General features: G+C 70.3%; 6 protein-coding genes. 2 read left to right on the forward strand and 4 right to left on the reverse strand.

The window, feature by feature from the left end:
* Window positions 1-10: 10 nt before the first annotated feature.
* Genes ACFV6H_RS17160 through ACFV6H_RS17170 form a run of 3 tightly spaced genes read right to left on the reverse strand, consistent with a single transcriptional unit; the run spans window position 11 to window position 2,983 of the window.
* Window positions 11-862 carry an ABC transporter ATP-binding protein gene (locus ACFV6H_RS17160; protein ID WP_385542400.1) on the reverse strand — a complete coding sequence of 284 codons (852 nt, stop codon included), beginning with the start codon at window positions 860-862 and terminating at the stop codon, window positions 11-13.
* A 4-nt stretch (window positions 863-866) separates the two neighbouring features.
* A complete protein-coding gene (locus ACFV6H_RS17165; protein WP_385542402.1) occupies window positions 867-1,955 on the reverse strand; it encodes a FecCD family ABC transporter permease in 1,089 nt (362 codons plus the stop codon).
* A gap of 2 nt (window positions 1,956-1,957) precedes the next feature.
* Window positions 1,958-2,983 carry a FecCD family ABC transporter permease gene (locus tag ACFV6H_RS17170; protein WP_385542404.1) on the reverse strand — a complete coding sequence of 342 codons (1,026 nt, stop codon included), beginning with the start codon at window positions 2,981-2,983 and terminating at the stop codon, window positions 1,958-1,960.
* Between the two features lie 166 nt (window positions 2,984-3,149).
* Between ACFV6H_RS17170 and ACFV6H_RS17175 the strand changes: the two genes are divergently transcribed.
* Together ACFV6H_RS17175 and ACFV6H_RS17180 are read left to right on the forward strand one after the other, a co-directional pair.
* Window positions 3,150-22,409: an amino acid adenylation domain-containing protein gene (locus ACFV6H_RS17175; RefSeq protein ID WP_385542406.1), complete on the forward strand. Its 19,260-nt coding sequence runs from the start codon at window positions 3,150-3,152 to the stop codon at window positions 22,407-22,409.
* A gap of 4 nt (window positions 22,410-22,413) precedes the next feature.
* A complete protein-coding gene (locus tag ACFV6H_RS17180; protein ID WP_384978178.1) occupies window positions 22,414-22,617 on the forward strand; it encodes an MbtH family protein in 204 nt (67 codons plus the stop codon).
* A 133-nt stretch (window positions 22,618-22,750) separates the two neighbouring features.
* Here the strand turns inward: ACFV6H_RS17180 and ACFV6H_RS17185 are convergent, their stop codons facing one another.
* Window positions 22,751-23,827 carry an iron-siderophore ABC transporter substrate-binding protein gene (locus ACFV6H_RS17185; protein ID WP_385542408.1) on the reverse strand — a complete coding sequence of 359 codons (1,077 nt, stop codon included), beginning with the start codon at window positions 23,825-23,827 and terminating at the stop codon, window positions 22,751-22,753.
* Window positions 23,828-23,940 lie beyond the last annotated feature (113 nt).

Below are 23,940 nucleotides of genomic sequence, written 5' to 3' on the forward strand. Positions count from 1 at the left end.
CGCCACCGTCTCAGCCGAACTGCGCTGGGGCGGCGGTCCGGTCCGGTGTGTCGTGGTGGCGGCTCACCGGGATGATCATCGGCGTTCCGCTGACGGGATCGGTGGCCACCTGACAGCGCAGACCGAAGACGTCCTCGACCGTCTGAGCCGTGATCACCTCGGCCGGAGCGCCCTCCGCCGCGATCGCGCCCGCCTTCATCGCGATGACATGGTCGGCGTAACGGCACGCCTGGTTGAGATCGTGCAGCACCATGACGACCGTGCGCTTCTCGTGCCGGTTGAGGTCCTTGATCAGATCCAGCACATCGATCTGGTGTGCCAGGTCGAGATAGGTCGTCGGCTCGTCCAGCAGCAGTACGGGCGTTCCCTGGGCGACCGCCATCGCGATCCACGCGCGCTGCCGCTGGCCGCCGGAGAGTTCGTCCACCGGACGGTCGGCGAGGTCCGTCATGGCGGTGGCGCGCAGCGCGTCGTGGACGGCCTGCTCGTCGCTCTTCGACCACTGCCGCCACCAGGTCTGGTGCGGTGAACGGCCGCGGCCGACCAGGTCGACGACCGTCAGCCCTTCCGGTGCGACCGGGCTCTGCGGCAGTATGCCGAGCCGCTGGGCCAGCTCCCGCGTCGGGATGGAGTGCATGGCGTGGCCGTCCAGTTGTACGGAACCGGCGCGCGGCGACAGCAGCCGGGCGAGCGCCCGCAGCAGTGTGGACTTCCCGCACGCGTTGGCTCCGACGATCGCGGTGATCCGTCCCGGTGGGATCGCCACATCGAGGCCGTCGACCACCACACGGCTGTCGTATGCCAGCCGCAGGCCCTCGGCCCGCAGATCCGGGCCGGTGTGATGCACAGGTTTCGATGACACGGGTTCAGCCTCCTGAGCCGACGCGGTTGGCACGGACGAGCAGCCAGAGCAGGACCGGAGCGCCGAGCACTCCGGTGACGACGCCGACCGGGAGTTCGGTGTCCGGGATCACCTCGCGCGCGAGCAGATCGGCGGACAGCACCATCAGGGCGCCGGTCAGCCCGGCCGCGACCGGTGGAGGCCAGGCGGTACGGGCCAGCCGCTGGGCGACCTGAGGCGCGGCGAGCGCCACAAAGGCGACCGGGCCCGCCGCGGCCGTGCCGAACGCGATCAGTCCGACGCCCGTGAGCAGAGTGGCCAGCCGGACCGCCTGTACGGGCGTTCCCAGGCCCTTCGCCACATCGTCGCCGAGCTGGAGCGTCCGCATCCAGCGCCCGAGCAGCAGCGCGACCGGTACGAGCACGGCCAGCGCGATCGCCAGCGGCTCGACGGCGTTCCAGTTACGCCCGTTGAGATTGCCGACGAGCCAGCCGAGCGATGCCTGTGCCTCGAACTGCCCGCCGTACGCCATCAGATAGTCCGTGAGACTGGTGCAGACCCAGGAGACGCCGATGCCGACGAGCACGATCCGGTAGCCGGTCGTACCGCGCTTCCAGGCCAGGACGTACACCAGCAGCGCGGTGGCCAACGCGCCGAACAGGCCCAGCGATTGGGTGCTCAGGCCCGCGTCCCAGCCGAGGACGACACCGGCCACCACCGCGGTGCCGGCGCCCTGCGTGATACCGATCATGTCCGGGCTGGCGAGCGGATTGAGCGTCATCGTCTGGAAGAGGGCGCCGGAGACTCCGAAGGCGATACCGACGAGCAGCCCGGTCATCGCCCTCGGCAGCCGCAGCTCGTGAACGATGAGACCGGTGCCCGGATCGCCCGCTCCGACCAGGGACCGCATCACCTCGGTCAGTCCGATCGGGACCTCGCCCACGGAGATGCCGAGGCAGAACACCAGGAAGCCGGCGAGCGCCAGACAGACGCCGACGACGACCAGCCGGGGCCGTAGCACACCGGAGACCGGCGGACGTGCCAGCCGGAACGCGATACGGGCGGGGAGGCGCGGGGCAGTTCGGGCGGTACGGGAGGACAGCAGACCGGTCATGTTCACAGCTCCGCGAGTCGGCGGCGGCGGACCATCGCGATGAAGAACGGGCCGCCTATGAAGGCGACGAGGACACCGGCCTGGATCTCGACCGGCCGTGCGACGAGGCGTCCGGCGATATCGGCGAGCAGCAGCAGACAGGGCGCGAGCACGGCCGACAGCGGAAGGAGCCAGCGGTGGTCGGGCCCGATCCCGGCCGCCTGGGTGAGGATCCGCGCGATGTGCGGGACGACGAGTCCGACGAAGACCACGGGCCCGATGACGGCCACCGCTCCGCCGGTGAGCAGAGTGACGGCGAGCACTCCCACCACCCGGATCAGACCGAGCCGCGTTCCCAGCGAGGCCGCCACATCGTCGCCCAGGGCAAGGCTGTTGAGCGCGGGAGCCATCGACAGGGCGAGTACGGCACCGACGGCGAGGAACGGCAGCACCTGGACGAGGCTCTCGCCGTTCTGGTTGGCGAGCGAACCGGCCTCCCAGAAGCGGAACCGGTTCAGGGCGTCGGGATCGGTGAGGACGATGGCGCTGGTGAGGGAGGAGAGCAGCGAGGTGATGGCGACGCCGGCCAGCGCCAGCTTCACCGGAGTCGTACCGGACCGGCCGAGTCCGCCCAGCAGATACACCAGAACACTCGCGAACAGCGCGCCGGCGAAGGCGAACCAGATATATCCGTAGACGGTGCTCAGTCCGAACACACCGACGGAGACGGCGATGGCGAAGGCCGCGCCCGCGCTGACGCCGAGCACACCCGGGTCGGCCAGCGGATTACGCGTCAGGGCCTGCATCAGACAGCCGGACAGCCCGAGGGCCGCTCCCGCCGCCAGTCCCAGCGCGGTACGCGGCAGACGGACGGACCAGATGACACTGTCGATCCGGGAGTTCGGAGGATTGCCGAAGAGAGTCGACACCACCTGGTCCAGAGGAACGCTCAGGGCGCCGAACGCGATGGACAGCAGACACAGGGCGACAAGGGCGCCGCCGGGCAGCGCCACCAGAAGCGCCACGCGAGGGACTTTCGCGCCGGTCACCGAGCTCTCTCCATGTCAACGTCCTTACTCTGCGGCCGGGCCATCACTGTAGCCAGCGCCTCGGGCTCCCGAAGGTGCCTCTATGTGATTAGGTAACCCTTACCTTAGTATGACGGCGACTCGGGCTCGACCCGGGGATCTGTCTGCTTGGGGAGGCGCGGCCAACGTGTCCGGTATCGAAGAAGTCATCGGCTACTGGCGTGACATGCCGACGGTGTCCTCAGCCGAAACGGCGCTGCCGACCGATCGTCCCTATCCCTCGGTGCCCTCGGGCAACCGGGCGGTACGGAGCAGGAGCATGGTCGTACAGGCGACGAGCGAGACCTGTCTCGCCGCCTTCTTCGCGCTCCTGCACCGCTACAGCGGCGCCGCCGACATCACCGTCGGACACGAGGCGCTGCCGATCCATGTCCACCTCGGCGACGCTCCGTCGTTCCGTGAGCTGGTGAGGCGAGTGTCCGAGGCGCGGACGGCGGCCGAGGAGCATCGGCTTCCGCTGTCCGTGCTCGTCGACGCGCTACGGCCCGAGACCACACGCGCGGGCGGGCACTTCTTCAACACCGCCTTCGACACCGCCACCGGCCTCGGTACCTCCGTCGGCGCCGGTGAGGCGGAGGAGCCGACGGGCCCGCTGGATCTGGCGCTGAGCGTCGCGCCGGGCGCGGTCTGGCTGACATACCGTCAGGACCTCTTTGACGAAGCCACCGTTGACCGCTTGCTCGGTCACTACGAGACCTTGCTGACCGACGGACTCGCCCGCCCGGACACGGTGGTCGCCGAGCTGGAGCTGACCACCGCGCGCGAGCGGCACCGGCTGCTGGTCGAGCGGAACGCCACCGAGCACTCCGTACCGGCCGCCACCTGGCCCGCCATGTTCGCCGAGCAGGTCGAGCGGCATCCCGACACGGTCGCGCTGGTCTTCGAGGACGAGCGGTACACCTACGCCGAGCTGGACGAGCGTGCCAACCGTCTCGCCCACGCGCTGATCGCCCGTGGAGCGGGCCCTGAGCGCGTCGTGGCCCTCGCGCTGCCGCGCTCGGCCGAACTGATCGTCGCCGAGGTCGCCGTACTGAAGTCCGGCGCCGCGTATCTGCCCGTGGATCTGGACTATCCGGCCGACCGGATCGCGTACATGCTCGCCGACGCCGAGCCCGTCTGCCTGCTGACAACGGCCGACTCCCTCGAAGCACTGCCGTCGGAGGACGGAATCGCCCGGTTCATGCTCGATCTACCGGAAACCGTCGCCGAGTTGGCCGGGCGTCCCGCGCACGATCCCACCGACGCCGACCGCGGCGGTGTGCTCTCCGTCCTGAACGCCGCGTATGTCATCTACACCTCCGGATCCACCGGCCGGCCCAAGGGCGTCGTCCTCTCCCACACCGGTGTCGCCAAGCTCGTCGCCACACAGAGCGAGCGCTTCGGTGTCGGGCAGGACAGCCGTGTGCTCCAATTCGCCTCGCCCAGCTTCGATGTGGCCTTCTGGGACCTGTGTCTCGGTCTGCTCTCCGGCGGACGTCTCGTCGTCGTACCGAGCGAGCTCCGCGTGCCCGGCGCGACCCTCGCGGACTATGCGAACGCGCACGGGATCACCTTTATGATCCTGCCGCCCGCCCTGCTGGCCGCGATGCCCGAGGACGCCCAACTGCCCGGCGCCGCCACTCTGCTGGCCGGGACCGAGCGCGTCTCGCCGGAGCTGGTGGGCCGGTACGCGCGCACGCGGATGATGTTCAACGCGTACGGTCCGACCGAGGCCACCACCAACTCCACGCTCGGGCTGTGCGATCCCGACACTCCGGCCGGCGCGGTCGTTCCCATCGGTGTCCCGGACCCGGGCACCCGGGCCTATGTCCTCGACGCACACCTGCGGCCTGTCCCGGACGGTGTGACCGGTGAGCTGTATCTCGGTGGCGCCGGACTCGCCCGCGGCTATCTCGGCAGGCCCGGCCTCACCGCCGAGCGCTTCATCGCCGATCCCTTCGGCGCGCCCGGCGAGCGGCTCTACCGTACGGGCGATCTGGTCCGCTGGAAGGCCGACGGACGGCTGGAGTTCCTCGGCCGCGCCGACACCCAGATCAAGATCCGCGGCTTCCGTGTCGAACCGGGCGAGATCGAGTCCGTACTGCGCGGGCACCCGGCCGTCGACCAGGTCACGGTCGTCGCCCGCGAGGACCGGCCCGGCGAGCGCAGGCTCGCCGCGTACATCGTGCCCTCGCTCGACAGCGAGCCGGGCGACGAGGCCGCACAGGTCGAGGAGTGGAAGGAGCTCCACGAACTGTTCTACAGCGCCGCCGGATCCGAGGGCCGCGGCGAGGGCGCGTCCGTCCGCGAGAACTTCGCGGGCTGGAACAGCATGTACGACGGCACTCCCATTCCCGTCGAGGAGATGCGGGAGTGGCGCGACGCCACGATCGACCGTATCCGTGAACCGGGCACGCCCCGGAGGGTTCTGGAGATCGGCGTCGGCAGCGGACTGATCCTTTCCCGCCTGGCGCCGGACTGCGAGGCGTACTGGGGTACGGACGTGTCGCACGAGGCGGTACGGGCGCTGCGCGCCCAGGTCGACGCGGTGCCGGGCCTGACCTCCCGCGTGGAGCTGAGCGCCCGGCCGGCCCATGACACCGACGGACTGCCGGAAGGCTTCTTCGACACGGTCGTCATCAACTCGGTGGCCCAGTACTTCCCGAGCGCGGACTATCTGTCGGACGTTCTGCGCAAGGTCGCGGCGCTGCTGGCTCCCGGCGGCAGAGTCTTCGTGGGCGACCTACGCAATCTCCGGCTGCTGCGCACTCTGCGCGCCGCCGTCGAGAGCCGACGGCCGGCCACGCCTGACGACCCGGACAAGACGGCGCTGCGGGCGGCGGTGGAGCGCTCGGTGAGCTGGGAGGGCGAACTGCTGCTGGATCCGGACTACTTCACCGATCTGCCGGGCCTGCCGGACTTCGAGGCGGACGTACTCGTCAAGCGCGCCGCACATCACAACGAACTGAGCCGTTACCGCTATGACGTGGTGCTGCGCGCGCGGGAGACGGCACCGGCCGGTCCGGTCCGCCCCGGCCCGGTCCGCCCCGGAGCGTCGGCCGCCGACGGGCGCGAAGTTCGCTGGTCCGCACTCGACGGCCTTGCCGTACTGGACGAGCTGCTCCTCACCCGGCCCGTCCGGCTGCGTGTCACCGGCGTGCCCAACGGGCTTCTCGCAGAGGACCTTTCGGCGCTGCGCGCCCTGGAGGACAGCAGTACGCCCGCGCCCGACGGCATCGATCCCGAGGCGTTCCACACACTCGCGGGCCGGCACGGCTACCGCTGCGCCGTCACCTGGAACGGGCACGCCGACGACGGCCGTCTCGATGTGGTCCTTGTCGACGGCGAGGCGCCCGTCGGCCCGTCGTACCGGCCGGGCGGGACCTTCCCGTACGCCAACCGGCCCGCGCCCTTCCGAGACATCACCGCGCTGATGCGGACGCTGCGCGCCCATGCCGCGGAACGGCTCCCGGAGTACATGGTGCCGTCGGCCTTCGTACCGCTCGACCGGCTGCCCGTCACGCCCAGCGGAAAGCTCGACGAGAAGGCACTGCCCCTACCGGACTACGGGGCCCTCAGCTCCGGCCGTGCGCCGCGCGACGCCCGGGAGGAACTGCTCTGCCGGCTGTACGCCGATGTGCTCGGTCTGCGGTCGGTCACCATCGATGACGACTTCCTCGCGGTCGGCGGCGACAGCATCAACGCCATCCGGCTGCTGGTCCGGGCCCGCGAGGCGGGCATCCGGCTCACCACGCAGGATGTCTTCCGCCACCGTACGGTCGCCTCCCTCGCGGCCGTCGCCGTCGACCGCACGGAGCCGAAGCCGACGGTTGCCGACGGTCCTCTTCTCGCCCTCACCGCGGACGAGATCGCCGGGATCCAGGGCGCGGACCCGCTGGTCATAGAGGATCTGCTGCCGCTCACGCCGCTCCAACAGGGCTTCTTCTACCATGCCTTCGCCGGCGGCTCCGGTTCCGGTTCCGGCTCCGGCGGCTCCGACGCCGACGCGTACACCGTCCAGCAGATCATCGAGCTCGCCGGACCGGTGAACGGCGAGGCCCTGCGCGCGGCGGCGCAGCGTCTGCTCGACCGTCACGCACCGCTGCGCGCGGCCTTCCGGCAGTACGGCACCGACGGCGCCGCCGTGCAGATCATCACGCGAGGTGTCACACTGCCGTGGCGTGAGATCGATCTGTCGGGCCAGGGCGTGTCCGTCCGGGAATCGCTCGCCGAGGCCGTCGCCGCCGACGAGCGGGCCCACCGCTTCGATCTGGCCCGGCCGCCGCTGCTGCGCTGCGCTCTCGTACGGTACGGTCCCGAACGCAGCGCGCTTGTCCTGACGTTCCATCACATCATCGCGGACGGCTGGTCGTTGCCGGTCCTGCACCGCGAGCTGATGGACTCGTACGGCCAAGGCCAAGGCCACGGCAACGGCCGCAGCGCTTCGGCGCTGCCGGAGGTCGCTCCGTACCGCACCTATCTGCGGCGCCTCGCCGGTCTCGACCGTGAGGCCGCCCGCACGGCCTGGCGCACCGCGCTGGCCGGTCTGGACGAGCCGACTCGGCTGGTCCAGGCCCCGGTCGGGACCGATCCGATCCGGCCCGGGCAGATCCGTATCGAGCTCTCCGAGCGGACCACCGGGCGGCTGGCCGCGCGGGCGCGTGAACTCGGTGTCACTCTCGGTACGGTCGTCCAAGGCGCATGGGGTCTGCTGCTCGGCCGGCTCACCGGTCGGCAGGACGTGGTGTTCGGTACGACGGTCTCCGGACGTGACGGCGAGGTCGACGGCATCGAATCGATGGTGGGCCTGTTCATCAACACCCTGCCGACCCGGTTCGTCTGGCAGCCCGCCGACACACTCGCGGCGCTGCTCGGCCGCCTCCAGGACGAGCAGGCCCGGCTGCTGAACCACCAGCACCTCGGTCTGGCGGAGATCCAGCGGATCGCGGGCCTCGCGGGCAGCGGCGAACTCTTCGACACACTGCTCGTGTTCGAGAACTATCCGGCCGACACCGATCTGCGCGACCCGTCCGGCACGATCCGTATCACCGGCCATGAGTTCCACGACGCCGTCCACTATCCGCTCGCCCTCATCGTGAAGCCCGGCCGACGGCTCGATCTGCGCCTCAAGCACCACGCCGAGCGGCTGAGCGGTGACGCCGTACGCGCCATCGCCGACCAGCTCTCCCTGATCCTGGAGACACTCGCCGACGATCCGGCGCAGCCGGTCGCACGGATCGGTCTGCTCTCCCCGAAGGAACTGGCCGAGGCGGAGAGCCGGCTCACCGGCGCCGAGCGCGATGTCCCTCCGGCCACGCTGTCCTCCGCCTTCGAGGAGCAGGCGGCGCGTACGCCGGGCGCGACGGCCGTCGTCTTCGGCGACGAGCGTCTGACCTATGCCGAGCTGGACGCCCGTGCCGAATCCCTGGCGCGGCGGCTGCGCGCCCAGGGCGCCGGTCCTGACCGGATCGTCGGCGTCGCCGTCCCGCGCTCCACCGAGCTGATGGTCGCGCTCCTCGGTGTTCTCAAGTCCGGCGCCGCCTATCTCCCGGTCGATCTGGACTATCCCGCCGACCGGGTGGCCCATATGCTGGCCGACTCGGGCGCCCGTACGGTGGTCACCGTCGCGGACTCGGCCTCCCGGCTGCCGGAGATCGAGGGCCTCACGGCGCTCGTCCTGGACGCGCCGTACGACGATTCCCCCGAAGCGGCTCCCGGTGCCGGTACCGCCGCGCGCCTGGACGATCCCGCGTATCTCATCTACACCTCCGGCTCCACGGGCCGTCCCAAGGGCGTCGTCGTCACCCACCGCGCCGTCCGCAACCGACTGGCCTGGATGCAGGCGCAGTACGGCCTCCGGGCCGACGACCGGGTCCTCCAGAAGACACCGTCCAGCTTCGACGTGTCCGTGTGGGAGTTCTTCTGGCCGCTGACCGAAGGCGCGGCCGTCGTCCTCGCCAGGCCCGACGGGCACCGCGATCCGTCCTATCTCGGCGCGCTCGTCCGCGAACAGGGCGTCACCACACTGCACTTCGTACCGTCGATGCTCGAAGCGTTCCTCGGCTCGGAGGATGTCACCGGCGATCCCGGCTGGGCCGCGACCTTGCGCCGTGTCTTCAGCAGCGGCGAGGCCCTCACCGTCTCCGCCGCGCGCCGCTGGCACACACTCACCGGTGTGCCACTGCACAATCTGTACGGTCCCACCGAGGCGGCCGTCGATGTCACCCATCACACCTACAGCCCCGACGAACCGCAGGACGGCACCACCGTCCCCATCGGACGGCCGGTCTGGAACACCGGACTACGGGTGCTCGACGCCTGCCTGCGGCCGGTCCCGGCCGGCGTTCCCGGCGAGCTGTATCTCACCGGCGTCCAGTTGGCGCGCGGCTACCACGCCCGGCCCTCGCTGACCGCCGAGCGCTTCACGGCGGATCCGTACGGCCCGCCCGGCAGCCGGATGTACCGCACCGGCGACCTGGTACGGCGGCGCGCCGACGGTACGGTCGAATACCTCGGCCGCACCGACCGGCAGGTCAAACTCCGCGGCAACCGGATCGAACTCGGCGAGATCGAGGCCGCTCTCGTCCATCAGCCGTCCGTCGCCCAGGCCGCCGTCACCGTCCGAGAGAACGCCCTCGTCGCCTATGTCGTCGGTACAGCGAATGTCGTCGGTACGGCGAACCAGGTACCGGACGCCGCCACGCTCCGGGCCGCGCTCACCGGCACTCTGCCCGCGCCCGCGGTGCCCACCGCCTATGTCGTCCTCGACGCCCTGCCTCTCACACCGAGCGGCAAGCTCGACCGGGCGGCCCTGCCCGCTCCGCAGGTCGTACGGGCCGGCGCGCGCGCCCCGCGCGACGCACGCGAACGCACTCTCACCGACATCTTCGCGGCCGTGCTGAAGCTGACGGACGTCTCCATCGACGACGACTTCTTCCTCCTCGGCGGCGACAGCATCAGCTCCATCGGTGTCGCGGGCCAGGCCCGCCGCGCCGGACTGGACATCGGCCCTCGTGACATCTTCGAACACCGCACTCCGGCCGCCCTCGCCGCCGTCGCGACGCTCACCGTCACACGCGAGCCGGACCGGCCGGCCGAGCCCTCCTTCGTACTCACCACCGAGGAGACCGCCCATGTGGAGCGGCTCGCTCCGGGCGGTATCGAGGACATCTGGCCGCTCGCGCCGCTCCAGGAAGGGCTGTTCTTCCACTCCACCTACGACGAGAACGCCCTGGACGTCTACACCGTCCACGAGTCGTTCGACTTCGCGCGCCGGATCGACACCGGCCGGCTGCGCGCCGCCGTACGGACACTGCTCGCCCGTAATCCCGCCCTGCGCGCCGGATTCACCAGCGAAGGGCTGCGCCGGCCGGTGCAGTTCATCGTCTGCGACCCGGAGATCCCGATCGAGGAGATCGACCTCACCGGCGTCCCCGGCGCCGAACAGGACGCGCGGCTGGGCGCGTTGCTGGACGAGGAGCGGACACGCCGCTTCGATCTCACCAGGCCGTTGCTCTTCCGTATCCTGCTGATCCGGCTCGGTGAGGAGCGCGGCGACCGGCTGGTCATCGGCCGCCATCTCATCCTCTGGGACGGCTGGTCGGCCTGGCTCTTCCTTGATGAGCTCTTCGCCCTGTACGAGAGCGCCGGCGATCCGGCCGGCCTGCCGCACCCGGGCTCGTACCGCGACTATCTGTCCTGGCTGGACCGGCAGGACACCGACGAGGCCACCCGAGCCTGGCACACCGCGCTCGACGGGCTGGACGAGCCCACTCTGCTTGTACCGGCCGCCGCCGACCGCGGGCTCGAACCGGTGGTCCCGGAGAGTCTCGACACCGTACTGACCGGTGAGACGAGCGAGCGGCTGCGTGACATCGCCCGCCACCACGGACTGACTCTCAACACCGTTCTGAACGCGGCCTGGGGACTGGCGCTCGCGAGCGCCACCGGCCGCGCCGATGTCGTCTTCGGCACGACCGTCGCCGGACGGCCGAGCGAAGTGCCCGAGGTCGCCAACGTCATCGGGATGTTCCTCAACACCGTGCCCGCGCGCATCGCGTTCGATCCGGCGGAGCCGGTCGTCGATCTGCTGCGACGCGTGCAGGCCGAGCGTCTGGAACTGTTGCCGTACGAGTATCTGGGCCTGGGCGTCCTCCAGGCGGAGACCGGCCATCGCCGTCTCTTCGACACACTGTTCGTCCTGCGCAACGCCGACACCGAGGACCGGCTGGACGAGCTGCGCGAGCGGCACGGCGCCACCGCCGTCGCCAATGTGGACGCCACCCACTATCCGGTGAACCTGGTCGTCACGCCGGGCCGGCGGATCCGTATCACTCTCTCCCACCGTCCCGATGTGATCGAGAGCGGCTATGCGCAGGACCTGCTGGACCGGTTCACACTCCTGCTGGACGGGCTGACGGCCGATCCCGCCGCTCCCGTCGGCAGCCTTGACCCGCTGCTGCCGGCCGAACGAGAGGCTCTGGAACGGGAGAACACCGCCACCCGGGAGCCCGTTCCGCACGAGACGGTCGCCGATCTGCTCGCGGCCCAGGCCGCCCGTACTCCCGACGCGACGGCCCTTGTCTTCGGCACACGGACACTCACCTACGCCGAACTCGACGCGCGCTGCGACCGTCTGGCCCGGCTGCTGCTCTCGCGCGGTGCCGCGCCCGAGCGAGTGGTGGCGCTCGGACTGCCGCGCTCCCTCGACATGGTCGTCGCGCTCTTCGCCGTCCTGCGCACCGGCGCCGCCTATCTGCCGCTGGAACTGGACTATCCCGCCGACCGGCTCGCCCTGATGCTCGATGACGCGGAGCCGCTGCTCCTGCTCTCCACCACCGAGGTCTCGGACACACTCGAAGGAGACGTCCCGCGCCTCCTGCTGGACGATCCGGCCGTCGAGGCGGAGCTCACCGCGCTGCCCTCGGGACCGGTGCGTGTCGGCTTCAGCCTGGAGCATCCCGCCTATGCCATCTACACCTCCGGCTCCACAGGCCGTCCCAAGGGCGTTGTCACGCCGTACCGCGGCTTGACGAATATGCAGCTCAACCATCAGAAGGAGATCTTCGGTCCGGCCATCGCCTCGGCGGGCGGCAGACGGCTGCGCGTCGCGCACACCGTCTCCTTCGCCTTCGACATGTCGTGGGAGGAGCTGCTCTGGCTTGTCGAGGGACATGAGGTCCATATCTGCGACGAAGAGTTGCGCCGTGACGCCGAGGCACTGGTGGCGTACTGCGAGACCCACCGGATCGACGTCGTCAATGTCACACCGACCTACGCCCATCTCCTCATCGAGGAAGGGCTGCTGGAGGGACACCGGCCGCCGCTCGTCCTGCTCGGCGGCGAGGCCGTCACCGAGACCGTGTGGAACCGGCTGCGTGACACCGACGGGACGTACGGCTACAACCTCTACGGGCCCACCGAATACACCATCAACACGCTCGGCGGCGGTACGGACGACAGTCCCACTCCGACCGTCGGCCGCCCGATCCGCGCGACCAGGGCCCATATCCTGGACGCCTGGCTCCGGCCGCTCCCGGACGGCGTTCCCGGCGAGCTGTATATCGCCGGTGTCGGTCTGGCGCGCGGCTATCTCGGTCGGCCGGGACTGACCGCGGAGCGCTTCGTGGCCGATCCGTTCGGTGAGCCCGGCGAGCGGATGTACCGTACGGGCGATCTCGTACGGCGGCGGGCGGACGGCAATCTGGACTTCCTGGGCCGCACCGACGACCAGGTCAAGGTGCGCGGATACCGTGTCGAACTCGGCGAGATCGAGACCGCGCTCAGCCGGCATCCGCAGGTCGCCCAGGCCGCCGTCGTCGCGCGTGATGATCCGTCAGCGCCCGGCACACAGCGCCTCGTCGGCTATGTCGTCCCTGCCGAACTCGACGCAGAGAGGCGCGAGGAGGCCGAGCGCGAGCAGATCGGTGAGTGGCAGGAGATCTACTCCACCGAGTACACCGAGATCAACACCGCTGTCTTCACGGAGGACTTCGCCGGCTGGGACAGTTCGTACGACGGCACGCCCATCCCGCTGGAGCATATGCGCGAGTGGCGGGCCGCCACGGTCGAGCGGATCGGTGAACTGCGGCCACGGAGGATTCTGGAGATCGGTGTCGGCTCGGGGCTGCTGCTCTCACAGCTCGCGCCGGCGGCCGAGGCGTACTGGGCCACCGACTTCGCCGAGCCCGTCATCCGCAAGATCGGCGAGGATCTGCGGCAGGAACCGGAGCTCGCGGCCAAGGTCGAGCTGCGGGCCCAGCCCGCCCACGACCTCGACGGACTTCCCACGGGATACTTCGACACCGTCGTCATCAACTCGGTGATCCAGTACTTCCCGAGCATCGACTATCTGACCGATGTCATCAACGGCGCGATGGAGCTGCTGGCCCCGGGCGGCGCCCTGTTCATCGGTGATGTGCGAAACCTCCGGCTGGCCCGTGCCTTCCAGACCGCGATCCAGCTCACCAGGGCCGAGAAGGGCACGGATCCGGCGACCGTACGGCGGGCCGTGGACCGAGGCATGGCGCTGGAGAAGGAACTCCTCGTCGATCCGGACTACTTCACCACTCTGGGCTTCGACGTCGATCTGCGCACCAAGGCGGGCCGTCACCAGAATGAACTGACGCGGCACCGCTATGACGTCGTCCTCCACCGAGGCCACAGCGACGCCGTGGAGCTCGCCGACGCTCCGGTGACCGGCTGGGCGGGACACGAGGCCCTCGCCGCACTCCTGGAGGAGCGGCATCCCGAGCGGCTGCGTGTGGCCGGCGTGCCCGACGCCCGTACGGCCGGCGAACTGGCCGCCGTACGCGCTCTGGACGAAGGCCGTCCTCATGGCCTCGCGGAGGGAGGTGTCGAGCCTGACACACTGCGTGAGCTGGGCTCCCGACTCGGCTACCGCGTACTCACCACCTGGTCCGCGCAACTCGGTGTTTACGAGGCGGTGCTGGTCCGGGACGCGGCCCCCGATGGCGATGGCGATGGCGATGGCGATGGCGATGGCGATGGCGATGGCGATGGCGATGGCGATGGCGATGGCGATGGCGATGGCGGTACCGGATTCCGGCTGACCACCGGTCTCTACCGCCGGGCGGACGGTGTCGCGCCGTACGCCAACGCGCCCACCACCGCGCGCGGTGCGAACGGGCTCGTACGGCAGCTCCGCGAGGACCTCAAGGAGCGGCTGCCCGACTATATGGTGCCCGCCGCCTTCAGCGTCCTGCCCCGGCTGCCGATGAACGACAACGGAAAGCTCGACGTACGGGCGCTGCCCGAACCCGAGCCGGCCGTCGCACAGGGCTCGGGGCGCGGTCCGCGTACCGAGCAGGAGGAGATCCTGTGCCGGCTGTTCGCCGATGTACTCGGTCTGCCCGGAGTGGGCGCAGAGGACAACTTCTTCGATCTCGGCGGCCATTCACTGCTCGCCACCCGGCTCATCAGCCGTGCCCGTAACGAGCTGGGCGCCGAACTCGCGATCCGTGATCTCTTCGAGGCTCCGACGCCGGAGCTGCTCGCAGACCGGACCGGTGGCGCCCGGCCCGCGCGACCGCCCCTGGTGCCCGAGGCGGCCCGGCCCGGGCGCCTTCCGCTCTCGGCCGCGCAGCGGCGGCTGTGGCTGGTGCAGCGCATCACCGACGACGGCGGAGTCGCGTACAACTTCCCGCTGGTCTTCCGGCTGCGCGGCACACTCGACCTGGCCGCGCTCCGGGCCGCGCTGCGCGATGTCGCGGGACGCCATGAAGCACTCCGTACCCGCTTCGAGGAGTACGAGGGCGAGCCGTACCAGCGGATCGTCCCGGCCGAGGAGGCCGATCCCTCGTTCACCGTGACCGACTGCGCCGAGCAGGACCTCTCCGCGCGCATCGAGGAGGCCCAGCGCCGCCCGTTCGATCTGAGCACCGAACTGCCTCTGCGGGCCGAGGTGTTGCGGCTCGGTCCCGCCGACCAGGTGGTGGCCCTCGTACTGCACCACATCACCACCGACGAGTGGTCGGACCGTCCCTTCCTCGCCGATCTCGGCCTCGCGTACGAGGCACGGGCCGCCGGCCGGGCTCCGGAGTGGGAGCGGAATCTTCCCGCGCAGTACGCCGACTACACACTGTGGCAGAACCGCCTTCTGGACGAGGTGGGAGAGCGGCAACTCGCCTACTGGACCGAGACGCTGCGCGATCTGCCCGAGAAGCTGGAACTGCCGCTGGACCGCGAACGGCCGGACCGGTTCACCGGCCGCGCGGGAGTGGTACGGGCGGAGCTGCCGGCCGGGACCGGCAGCGCTCTGCGCGAGCTGTCCGGCGCCCAGGGCGTCAGTCTGTTCATGCTGTTCCAGGCCGCGACCGCCACACTGCTGCACCGGCTCGGTGCCGGCGACGACATCCCGCTTGGCGCGCCCATAGCGGGCCGTACGGACTCGGCCCTGGACGATCTGGTCGGCTTCTTCGTCAACACCCTTGTTCTGCGCACCGATCTGTCGGGCGATCCGGCCTTCACCGAACTGCTCTTGCGGGTGAGGGAATCCGCCCTGGCGGCCTTCGAGCACCAGGACCTGCCCTTCGACCGCGTTGTCGAGGCCGTCAACCCGGCCCGCGCGGCGGGCCGCAATCCGCTGTTCCAGGTCATGATCGGCTACCACTACCGTCCCGACGGAGATCCGGAACTCTTCGGCCTGGACACCGAGTGGTTCGACATGGACACCGGCATGGCCAAGTTCGATCTGGACTTCACCTTTGTCGATCATGGCGACGACCGGCCACTGACCTTGCTTCTGGAGTACGCCGCCGACCTGGTCGATCCACGGACCGCGGACGGACTGGTCGAGCGGCTGGTGGCGCTGCTGGAACAGGTCGTACGGAGCCCCGGACAGCCCGTGGGAGCGCTGCGGATCCTCACCGACGCCGAAGCCCGGGCCGCGCTGACCACCTGGAACGACACCGACCGGCCGGTCGAAGCCCGTACGGTTCCGGAACTGTTCGCCGAGACCGTACGTGCCAGGCCCGACGCCACCGCCCTGGTCACCTCCGGCGGGCGGCTCACCTTCGCCCAACTCGCCGCGCGGGCCGCGGACATCACCCGTGCGCTGCTGCGCCGAGGAGCCGCTCCCGAGACGGTCATCGGGCTGGCGCTGCCGCGCGACGAGATGGTGCCCGCGATCCTCGGCGTGCTCGCGTCGGGCGCCGCGTATCTGCCGCTCGATCCCGAATACCCGGCGCACCGGCTGGAGTTCATGCTTTCCGACGCGGCGCCCAGGTGTGTGCTCACGACCGCCGCCCTCGCACCGAAACTGCCGGACGGGCATGAACTCGTCCTGCTGGAGAGTCTCGGGGAGGAGCTCCGGGAAAACCTCGGGGATGAAGAGTCCGACGGTACCGGCCAGATCCCGCCGGACCCGGCCTCGGCCGCGTACATCATCTTCACCTCCGGCTCCACCGGTGTCCCCAAGGGTGTGGTCGGCACTCATCGCGGTCTCAGCAATCTCTTCGGCTCGCACCGCGAGGACCTGATCGAGCCCGCCGAGCGCGCCGCTGAGCGGTCCGCCGAGCGCACCGCCGAGCGAGTCGGTGGCCAATCGGGTTTGCGCGCCCTGCACGCCGCCTCGTTCAGTTTCGACGGCTCCTGGGAGCCGGTGCTGTGGCTGCTCGCGGGCCATGAACTGCATGTCGTGGACGAGGTCACCATGACCGATCCGGCCGCCCTGCTCGGCCATCTGGTCGCCGAGAGGATGGACTTCGTCGATGTCACACCGACGTATCTGCGCGAGCTGACCCACCATGGATTCCTCGAACCCGGCGGCTATGTGCCCGGCGTTGTCGCGGTCGGCGGCGAGGCCACTCCGGCTCCGGTGTGGGAGCGGCTCCGCGCACTGCCCGGCACGACGGTCCACGATCTGTACGGACCCACCGAGTGCGCCGTCGACGCCTACGGCTGGCACGGCGAGACCGACGGCCGCACCTGGGCCGCGCCGCTCGCCAACACCCGCGCCCATGTCCTGGACGCGATGCTCAGGCCGGTCCCGGCCGGAGTGGCCGGTGAGCTGTATCTCGCGGGAGAGGGCCTGGCCCGTGGCTATCTGAACCGGCCCGCGCTGACCGCCGAACGCTTCACCGCCGATCCGTTCGGCCCGCCCGGCAGCAGGATGTACCGCACCGGTGACCTCGCCAGACGCCGCGCCGACGGCACGCTGGAGTTCCTGGGCCGGGCGGACGACCAGGTCAAGCTGCGCGGGCTCCGTATCGAGCTCGGCGAGATCGAGTCCCTCGTCGGCGCGCATCCCGCGGTGGCCACGGCGGCCGTGATCGTACGGGAGGACACGCCGGGCGTGCCCAGGCTGGTCGGTTACGCCGTACCCGCGCCCGGACACACTCCGGACCCGGACGAGCTGCGGAGCCACATCGCGGCCACTCTGCCCGCGTATATGGTCCCGGCGGCCTTTGTCACACTGGAGGCGCTGCCGCGTACCGTCAGCGGAAAGCTCGACCGTGCCGCCCTTCCCGCGCCGGACTTCTCCGCGGGCCCGGCCGGCCGGCGTCCGCGCACTCCGGCCGAGGAGATCCTCTGCGAGCAGTTCGCCGAGGTGCTCGGTGTCGAACGGGTCGGTATCGACGACGACTTCTTCGCACTCGGCGGCCATTCGCTGCTGGCGATGCGGCTGGTGGCGAAGGCCCGTGCCGCGCTCGGCGCGCATCTCTCCCTGCGTACGGTCTTCGACGCTCCGACCGTGGCCCGGCTGGCCACGGCCCTGGCCGAGGAGAGCGGCGGGCACAGGCCCGCGCTCACCGCGCTCACCGCGGGCGAGCGGCCGGAGCGGTTGCCGCTGTCGTCCGCGCAGCAGCGGCTCTGGGTGCTGTACCAGGTCGAGGGCGCCGGTCCCACGTACAACATCCCGTCCGCCTGGCGGCTGTCCGGCGCGCTCGACATCGACGCGCTGCGCGCCGCCGTGGGTGATCTGGCGGAGCGGCACGAGACACTGCGTACGGTGTTCCCGGAGGAGGCCGGCACGGCGTACCAGCGCATCCTGCGTCAGGGCGAGTACGAGATTCCGGTGGACGTGGTATCTGCGGATGAGCAGAGCCTCGCCGGACTGCTGGCCGACGCGGCGTCGTACGGTTTCGCGCTGGATCGTGAACCGCCGCTGCGCGTAGGTGTGTTCCGGCTGGCCGAGGACGAGCATGTCCTGCTGGTCCTGGTGCATCACATCGCCGGTGACGAGTGGTCCGAGCAGGCCCTGACCCGGGATCTGGCCACCGCCTACGCCGCACGTGCGGCCGGCAGCGCGCCGGACTGGGCACCTCTGCCCGTGCAGTACGCCGACTACACCGTGTGGCAGCGGACCGTCCTCGGCGAGGAGAAGGATCCGGAGAGCCTGGCGTTCCGGCAGCTCGCGTACTGGAAGGAGGCCCTGTCCGATCTTCCCGAGGAGCTGGCGCTGCCCACCGACCGGCCGCGCCCGGCGGAGAGCAGCTACCGCGGCGGCGCCGTCGATCTGTCCTTCGGTCCGGAGCTGGCGAGTTCACTGCGCGAGCTGGCGCGCGGCGCCGGAGTCAGTATGTTCATGCTGATGCAGTCCGCCGTGGCGGCCCTGCTGACCAGGCTCGGCGCCGGTACGACGATCCCCATCGGGAGCCCGATCGCCGGACGCCCGGACGAGGCGCTGGAGGATCTGGTCGGGTTCTTCCTCAACACGCTGGTCCTGCGCACGGACACATCCGGCGATCCGGGCTTCCGTGAACTGCTGGCCCGTGTCAGGGATGCCGACCTCGCCGCGTACGACCATCAGGACGTGCCCTTCGAGCGTGTGGTGGAGGCGCTCAATCCGCCGCGCTCACTGGCCCGCCATCCGCTGTTCCAGGTGATGGTCGTCTATCTCGCGGCTGGATCGGCCGGACCGGTGCTGCCGGGACTCGTGTCACGCGAGGAGGAGGTCGGCCAGGCTACCGCCAAGTTCGATCTGTCCTTCGACTTCGTGGAGCACGCGGACGGCAACGGCGTTCACGGAGTGCTCGAATACAGCACCGATCTGTACGACCGGATCACCGCCGAAGCGATCGCGGAGCGCCTGCACCGCGTCCTGCGCGCGGTGGCCGCGGAGCCGGATCTGTCCATCGGCCGGATCGACATCCTGGGCGAGGACGAGCGGCAGCGGATACTGACGCGGTGGAACGCCCGTGAACTGACCGCCGCACCGACCATCGTGCCCGCGCTGTTCGAGCGGCAGGTACGGCGCACTCCCGACGCTCCCGCCGTCGCTTCCGACGGTGTCGAGCTGACCTATGCCGAACTCGACGCGGGTGCCAACCGGCTGGCCCGGCTGCTGATCGAGCGAGGAGCCGGTCCCGAGCGGATCGTCGCACTGGCCCTGCCGCGCACCGCCCATACCTTGCTGGCGATCCTGGCCGTACAGAAGGCGGGCGCCGCGTATCTGCCGCTCGATCCGGATGCCCCGGCGGCGCGCACAGCCGACATGCTGGCCGACGCACGTCCCGTACTGACCTTGACCACTCGCGCACTCGCGCCGCTGCTGCCCGCTTCCGAAGTGCCGGTGCTGGTACTCGACGCGCCGGAGACCGTGGAGGCGCTCGCCGCGTATGACGCCCGTGACGTGACGGACCTGGACCGTACGGGCGCGCTGACACCGGGCCATCCGGCCTATGTGATCTACACATCCGGATCGACCGGCCGCCCGAAGGGTGTTGTCATCACCCATGAGACGGTGGGCAATCTCTTCCACAGCCACCGGGAGACACTGTACGAACCGGCTGCCGCGCTCACCGGCCGGCGGCAACTACGTGCAGGACACGCCTGGTCGTTCTCGTTCGACGCGTCCTGGCAGCCTCAGCTCTGGCTGCTCGACGGGCACTGTGTGCATGTGGTGTCCGAGGAGACACGCCGCGATCCCGAACTGCTCGCGGCGGCCGTCGTGGAGCACGGTTTCGACTTCCTCGAAGTGACACCGTCGTTCTTCGCGCAGATGGCCGACACCGGTCTCGTCTCGGACGGCGCCTGTCCTCTCGCCGTGATCGGCGTCGGCGGTGAGGCCGTACCGCAGGCGCTGTGGGAGAGGCTGCGCGGACTGCGCGGCACGGAGGCGTTCAATCTGTACGGTCCCACCGAATCGACCGTCGACGCGCTCGTGGCGCGCGTACGTGACAGCGACCGGCCACTGGTCGGCCGGCCGGTGGCGGGCACACGGGCCTATGTGCTCGACGGCTTCCTGCGGCCCGTGCCGCCGGGAGTGCCCGGCGAGCTGTATCTCGCGGGCGGCGGTCTGGCCCGTGGCTATCTGAACCGGCCGGCACTGACCGCCGAACGGTTCGTCGCCGATCCGTTCGGTCCTCCCGGCTCCCGGCTCTACCGTACGGGCGACCTCGCCCGCTGGACGGCGGACGGAATGCTGGACTATCTGGGCCGGGCGGACGACCAGGTCAAGATCCGCGGTTTCCGTGTCGAACTGGCGGAGATCGAGGACGTACTGGCCGCCCATCCGGACACCGGCCAGGTCGTGGTGACGGCCCGTCAGGACGGGCCGCGCAAGCAGTTGGTGGCGTATGTGGTGGCAGCCGCCGGGCAGTCGCCGGACGCGGGCGGACTGCGCGCGCATGTCGCGCGGCAACTGCCGGACTATATGGTTCCGGCCGCAGTGGTCCTGCTCGACCGCCTTCCGAAGCTCGCCAACGGCAAGCTCGACCGCAAGGCGCTGCCCGCGCCCGACTTCACGGCGGTCTCGTCGGGACGCGCACCGCGTACGCCTCAGGAACAGGTCCTCTGCGGTGTGTTCGCCGAAGTCCTGGGGCTCGAACGGGTGGGCGTGGACGACGACTTCTTCACGCTCGGCGGCGACAGCATCATGGCGATGCGACTGGTCAGCCGGGCACGGGCAGCGGGCGTACGGATCACTCCGCGCCTGGTCTTCCGGCATCGCACGGCGGCCGGTCTGTGCGCCGTCGCCGCCGAACAGACCGCCGTCGAGTCCGCCGTCGCACCGGGCGCGGTCCCGGCACCGTACGACGGCACGGGCAGTGTTCCGCTGACACCGGTCATGCACTGGCTGCGTGAACTGGGCGGTCCCTTCAAGGGCTACCACCAGGCGGCGCTCGTCCAGACTCCGGCGGCGCTGGACCGCGCGAAGCTGGTGAGCGTGGTACGGGCGCTGGCGGACCGGCACGACATGCTGCGGGCACGACTGGTACGGACGGACCGTGACGACTGGTCCCTGGAGGTCCCGCCTGCGGGCACGGCCGACATCGACACCTGGATCGAACGGGTCGACGCCATCGGCCTGGACGAGGACGCCCTGCGCGAGTCCGTCGCGGAACGGGCGCGCGCGGCCCGGGAGGCGCTCGATCCGGAGGCCGGCGAGGGAGTCAAGGCGGTGTGGTTCGACGCGGGCGACCGGCCGGGCCGACTGTTGCTGATGGCCCATCATCTGCTGGTCGACGGTGTCTCCTGGCGGGTGCTGCTGCCCGATCTGGCGGCGGCGTGGCAGGACATCTCCGAGGGCCGTCCGGCCGAACTCGCGCCGGTCGAAACGCCGTTCAGGCAATGGGCGCACCGGCTCACCGAACTGGCCCAGGAACCGTCCCGCGAGGCCGAACTGCCCATATGGACGGCCGTACTCGACGGCGCGGATCCGCTCCCGCCGATCCGCCCGCTGGTCCCGGAGCGCGACACGGCAGGCACCGTAAGGGAGTTGGAGCTGAGGCTGGATCCGGAGCGCACCGGCCCGCTGCTGTCCACCGTGCCCGCCGTCCTCGGCGCAAGCGTCAACGACGTACTGCTGACCGGGCTCGGGCTGGCTCTGACCGACTGGCTGCGGCGCCGAGGCGCGAGCGCGAGCGGCGGCGTGCTGGTCGATCTGGAGGGCCACGGCCGCGAGGAGGAGCTGACCGACGACGCCGATCTGTCCCGTACCGTCGGCTGGTTCACCAGTGTCTTCCCGGTCCGGCTCGATCCGGGACCGGTCGATCTGGCCGATGCCTTCGTCGGCGGCCCGGCCGCCGACGAGGCGCTGCGACGGGTGAGGGAACACCTGGACTCACTGCCCGCCAACGGCGTCGGCTACGGCATGCTGCGCCATCTCAACCCTCGTACGGCACCGGTTCTCGCGGCGCTGGAGGCACCGCGGATCGAGTTCAACTACCTGGGCCGTTTCGACGTTCCCGAGGCGACCGACTGGTCGTACGCGCCGGAGGAGGACGTCGCGGACATCGGCTCGGAGCCGGCGATGCGGGAGGGCCACGCGCTGGGCATCAATGTCGTCACGGAGGACCGTCCCGACGGCCCGGTTATGGCCGCCCATTGGTCCTGGCCGGCGGCCGTGCTGGAGGAGAAGGACGTCAGGGACCTCGCGCAGACCTGGTTCCGGGCGCTGGAAGCGCTGGTGGCGCGGGCCACCGCGCGTATCGAGGAGAGATGAGAACATGAGCGGCAATCCGTTCGAGAACCCGGACGGCGTCTACTCGGTCCTGGTCAACGACGAGGGACAGCACAGCCTGTGGCCGGACTTCGTGGACATCCCGGCTGGCTGGACGCGTGTCCATGGTCCCGGAGAGCGCCAGGGATGCCTGGACTACATCGAGTCGCACTGGACGGATCTGCGTCCCAAGAGCCTCCAGCAGCAGTGAGCTGACGGAGGCGACCCCGGCTCCGGTGGACGGCGCCGGGGGAGGACGGCAGAGGACAGCACGAAGGCCCGGACCGAGAGAGGTCCGGGCCCTTCGTCTGTCGTGCGTGCGCCGCGGCCAGGTCGGACAGGGCCTACGAGGCCGGCTGCTCCACCTTTGTCGCCGGGTCTCCGTCCACCGCCGCCGCGAGCATCGGCACCAGCCGGTCCATCGCGTACGGCAGGCTCAGCACCGTCCCCATGGACAGCGCGTTCCCGAAGTCACTCGTCTCGTCGACGAAGACCTCGCGGCCCTGCTTCACCACATCCAGATCCCCGTACGTCGGGTCCTTGTGCAGCTTCTCCGCGTTCTTGGCGGCGTCCTCCACGAACCACACCGCCACCTTCTGATTCAGCAGATCGGTGCGCTCCTTGCTGATGTTCGCGCCGAACTTGTCGCCGATCGCCTTGTCGAGTCCGGCCGGCAGGGCGAAGCCGTACGAGGTCAGCACTCGTGACCGCGGGTCCTGGCTGCCGAAGACGAACATGCCCTCGTACGGTGTGGCCATCACGCCCGACGCGCCGTTGAACCCCGGATTCTCCTCGCGCGCCTTGGTGAACTTCGCCTCCACTCCGTCGATCAGCTTCTTCGCCTCCGCCTCCTTGCCGAGCGCCTTGCCTATCGTCTCCGTCTGGAGTTCCCAGGGAATGCCGTAGTCGTTGTACTGCTTCGGCTGGGCGAGGACCGGCGCGAACTTCGAGAGCGTCGTGTACTGCTCCTCGGTGAGACCGGAGTACAGCGCGATGATCAGATCCGGCTTGAGCGCGGCGATCCGCTCGGTCTGCGGGCCTGTACCGGTGTCCTTGAGCAGTGTGGGTGTCGCGCCGCCGTTCAGCTCGGCCGTGGCCCAGGGCCCGAGCGCGCCCTTGTACGCACCCAGCCATTCGGTCGTCCCGACCGGGACCTTGCCCAGCGCCAGCACGGCGTCCTGGTCGGTGAGGCCGACCGTGACGATCCGCCGAGGCTCGGAGTCGACCGTCGTACTGCCGAACTTGTGGGCGATCGTGACAGGGTACGAACCGGCCGCCGCGGCGTCTTCGCCCTGTTGCGCCGAGTCGGGCTTCGAGCCCGTGTCCGAATCGGAGCCACCGCACGCGGAGAGGGTGGCGAACAGCAGGAGTACGGACGCGGACGCGGCGGCGAGCCGGTCGGCGCGGAGAGTGCGGGCCATCAAGGAGGTCCTTCGTGTCCGGTGCTTCTCTGGTGGGTGGATGCGGGGGGTGTACGGATGGGCAGTGTGAGATTCCGAGGTCATGGCGCGGTGTCACGACGTCGTGTCATGGC

The organism is Streptomyces sp. NPDC059743, from assembly GCF_042732975.1.
Taxonomy (GTDB): Bacteria; Actinomycetota; Actinomycetes; order Streptomycetales; family Streptomycetaceae; genus Streptomyces.

Excerpts from the sequence above, each read along its gene's own strand:
- ACFV6H_RS17185 (WP_385542408.1), bottom strand. The coding sequence starts at position 23,827 with ATGGCCCGCACTCTCCGCGCCGACCGGCTCGCCGCCGCGTCCGCGTCC.
- ACFV6H_RS17165 (WP_385542402.1), bottom strand. The coding sequence starts at position 1,955 with ATGACCGGTCTGCTGTCCTCCCGTACCGCCCGAACTGCCCCGCGCCTC.
- ACFV6H_RS17180 (WP_384978178.1), top strand. The coding sequence starts at position 22,414 with ATGAGCGGCAATCCGTTCGAGAACCCGGACGGCGTCTACTCGGTCCTG.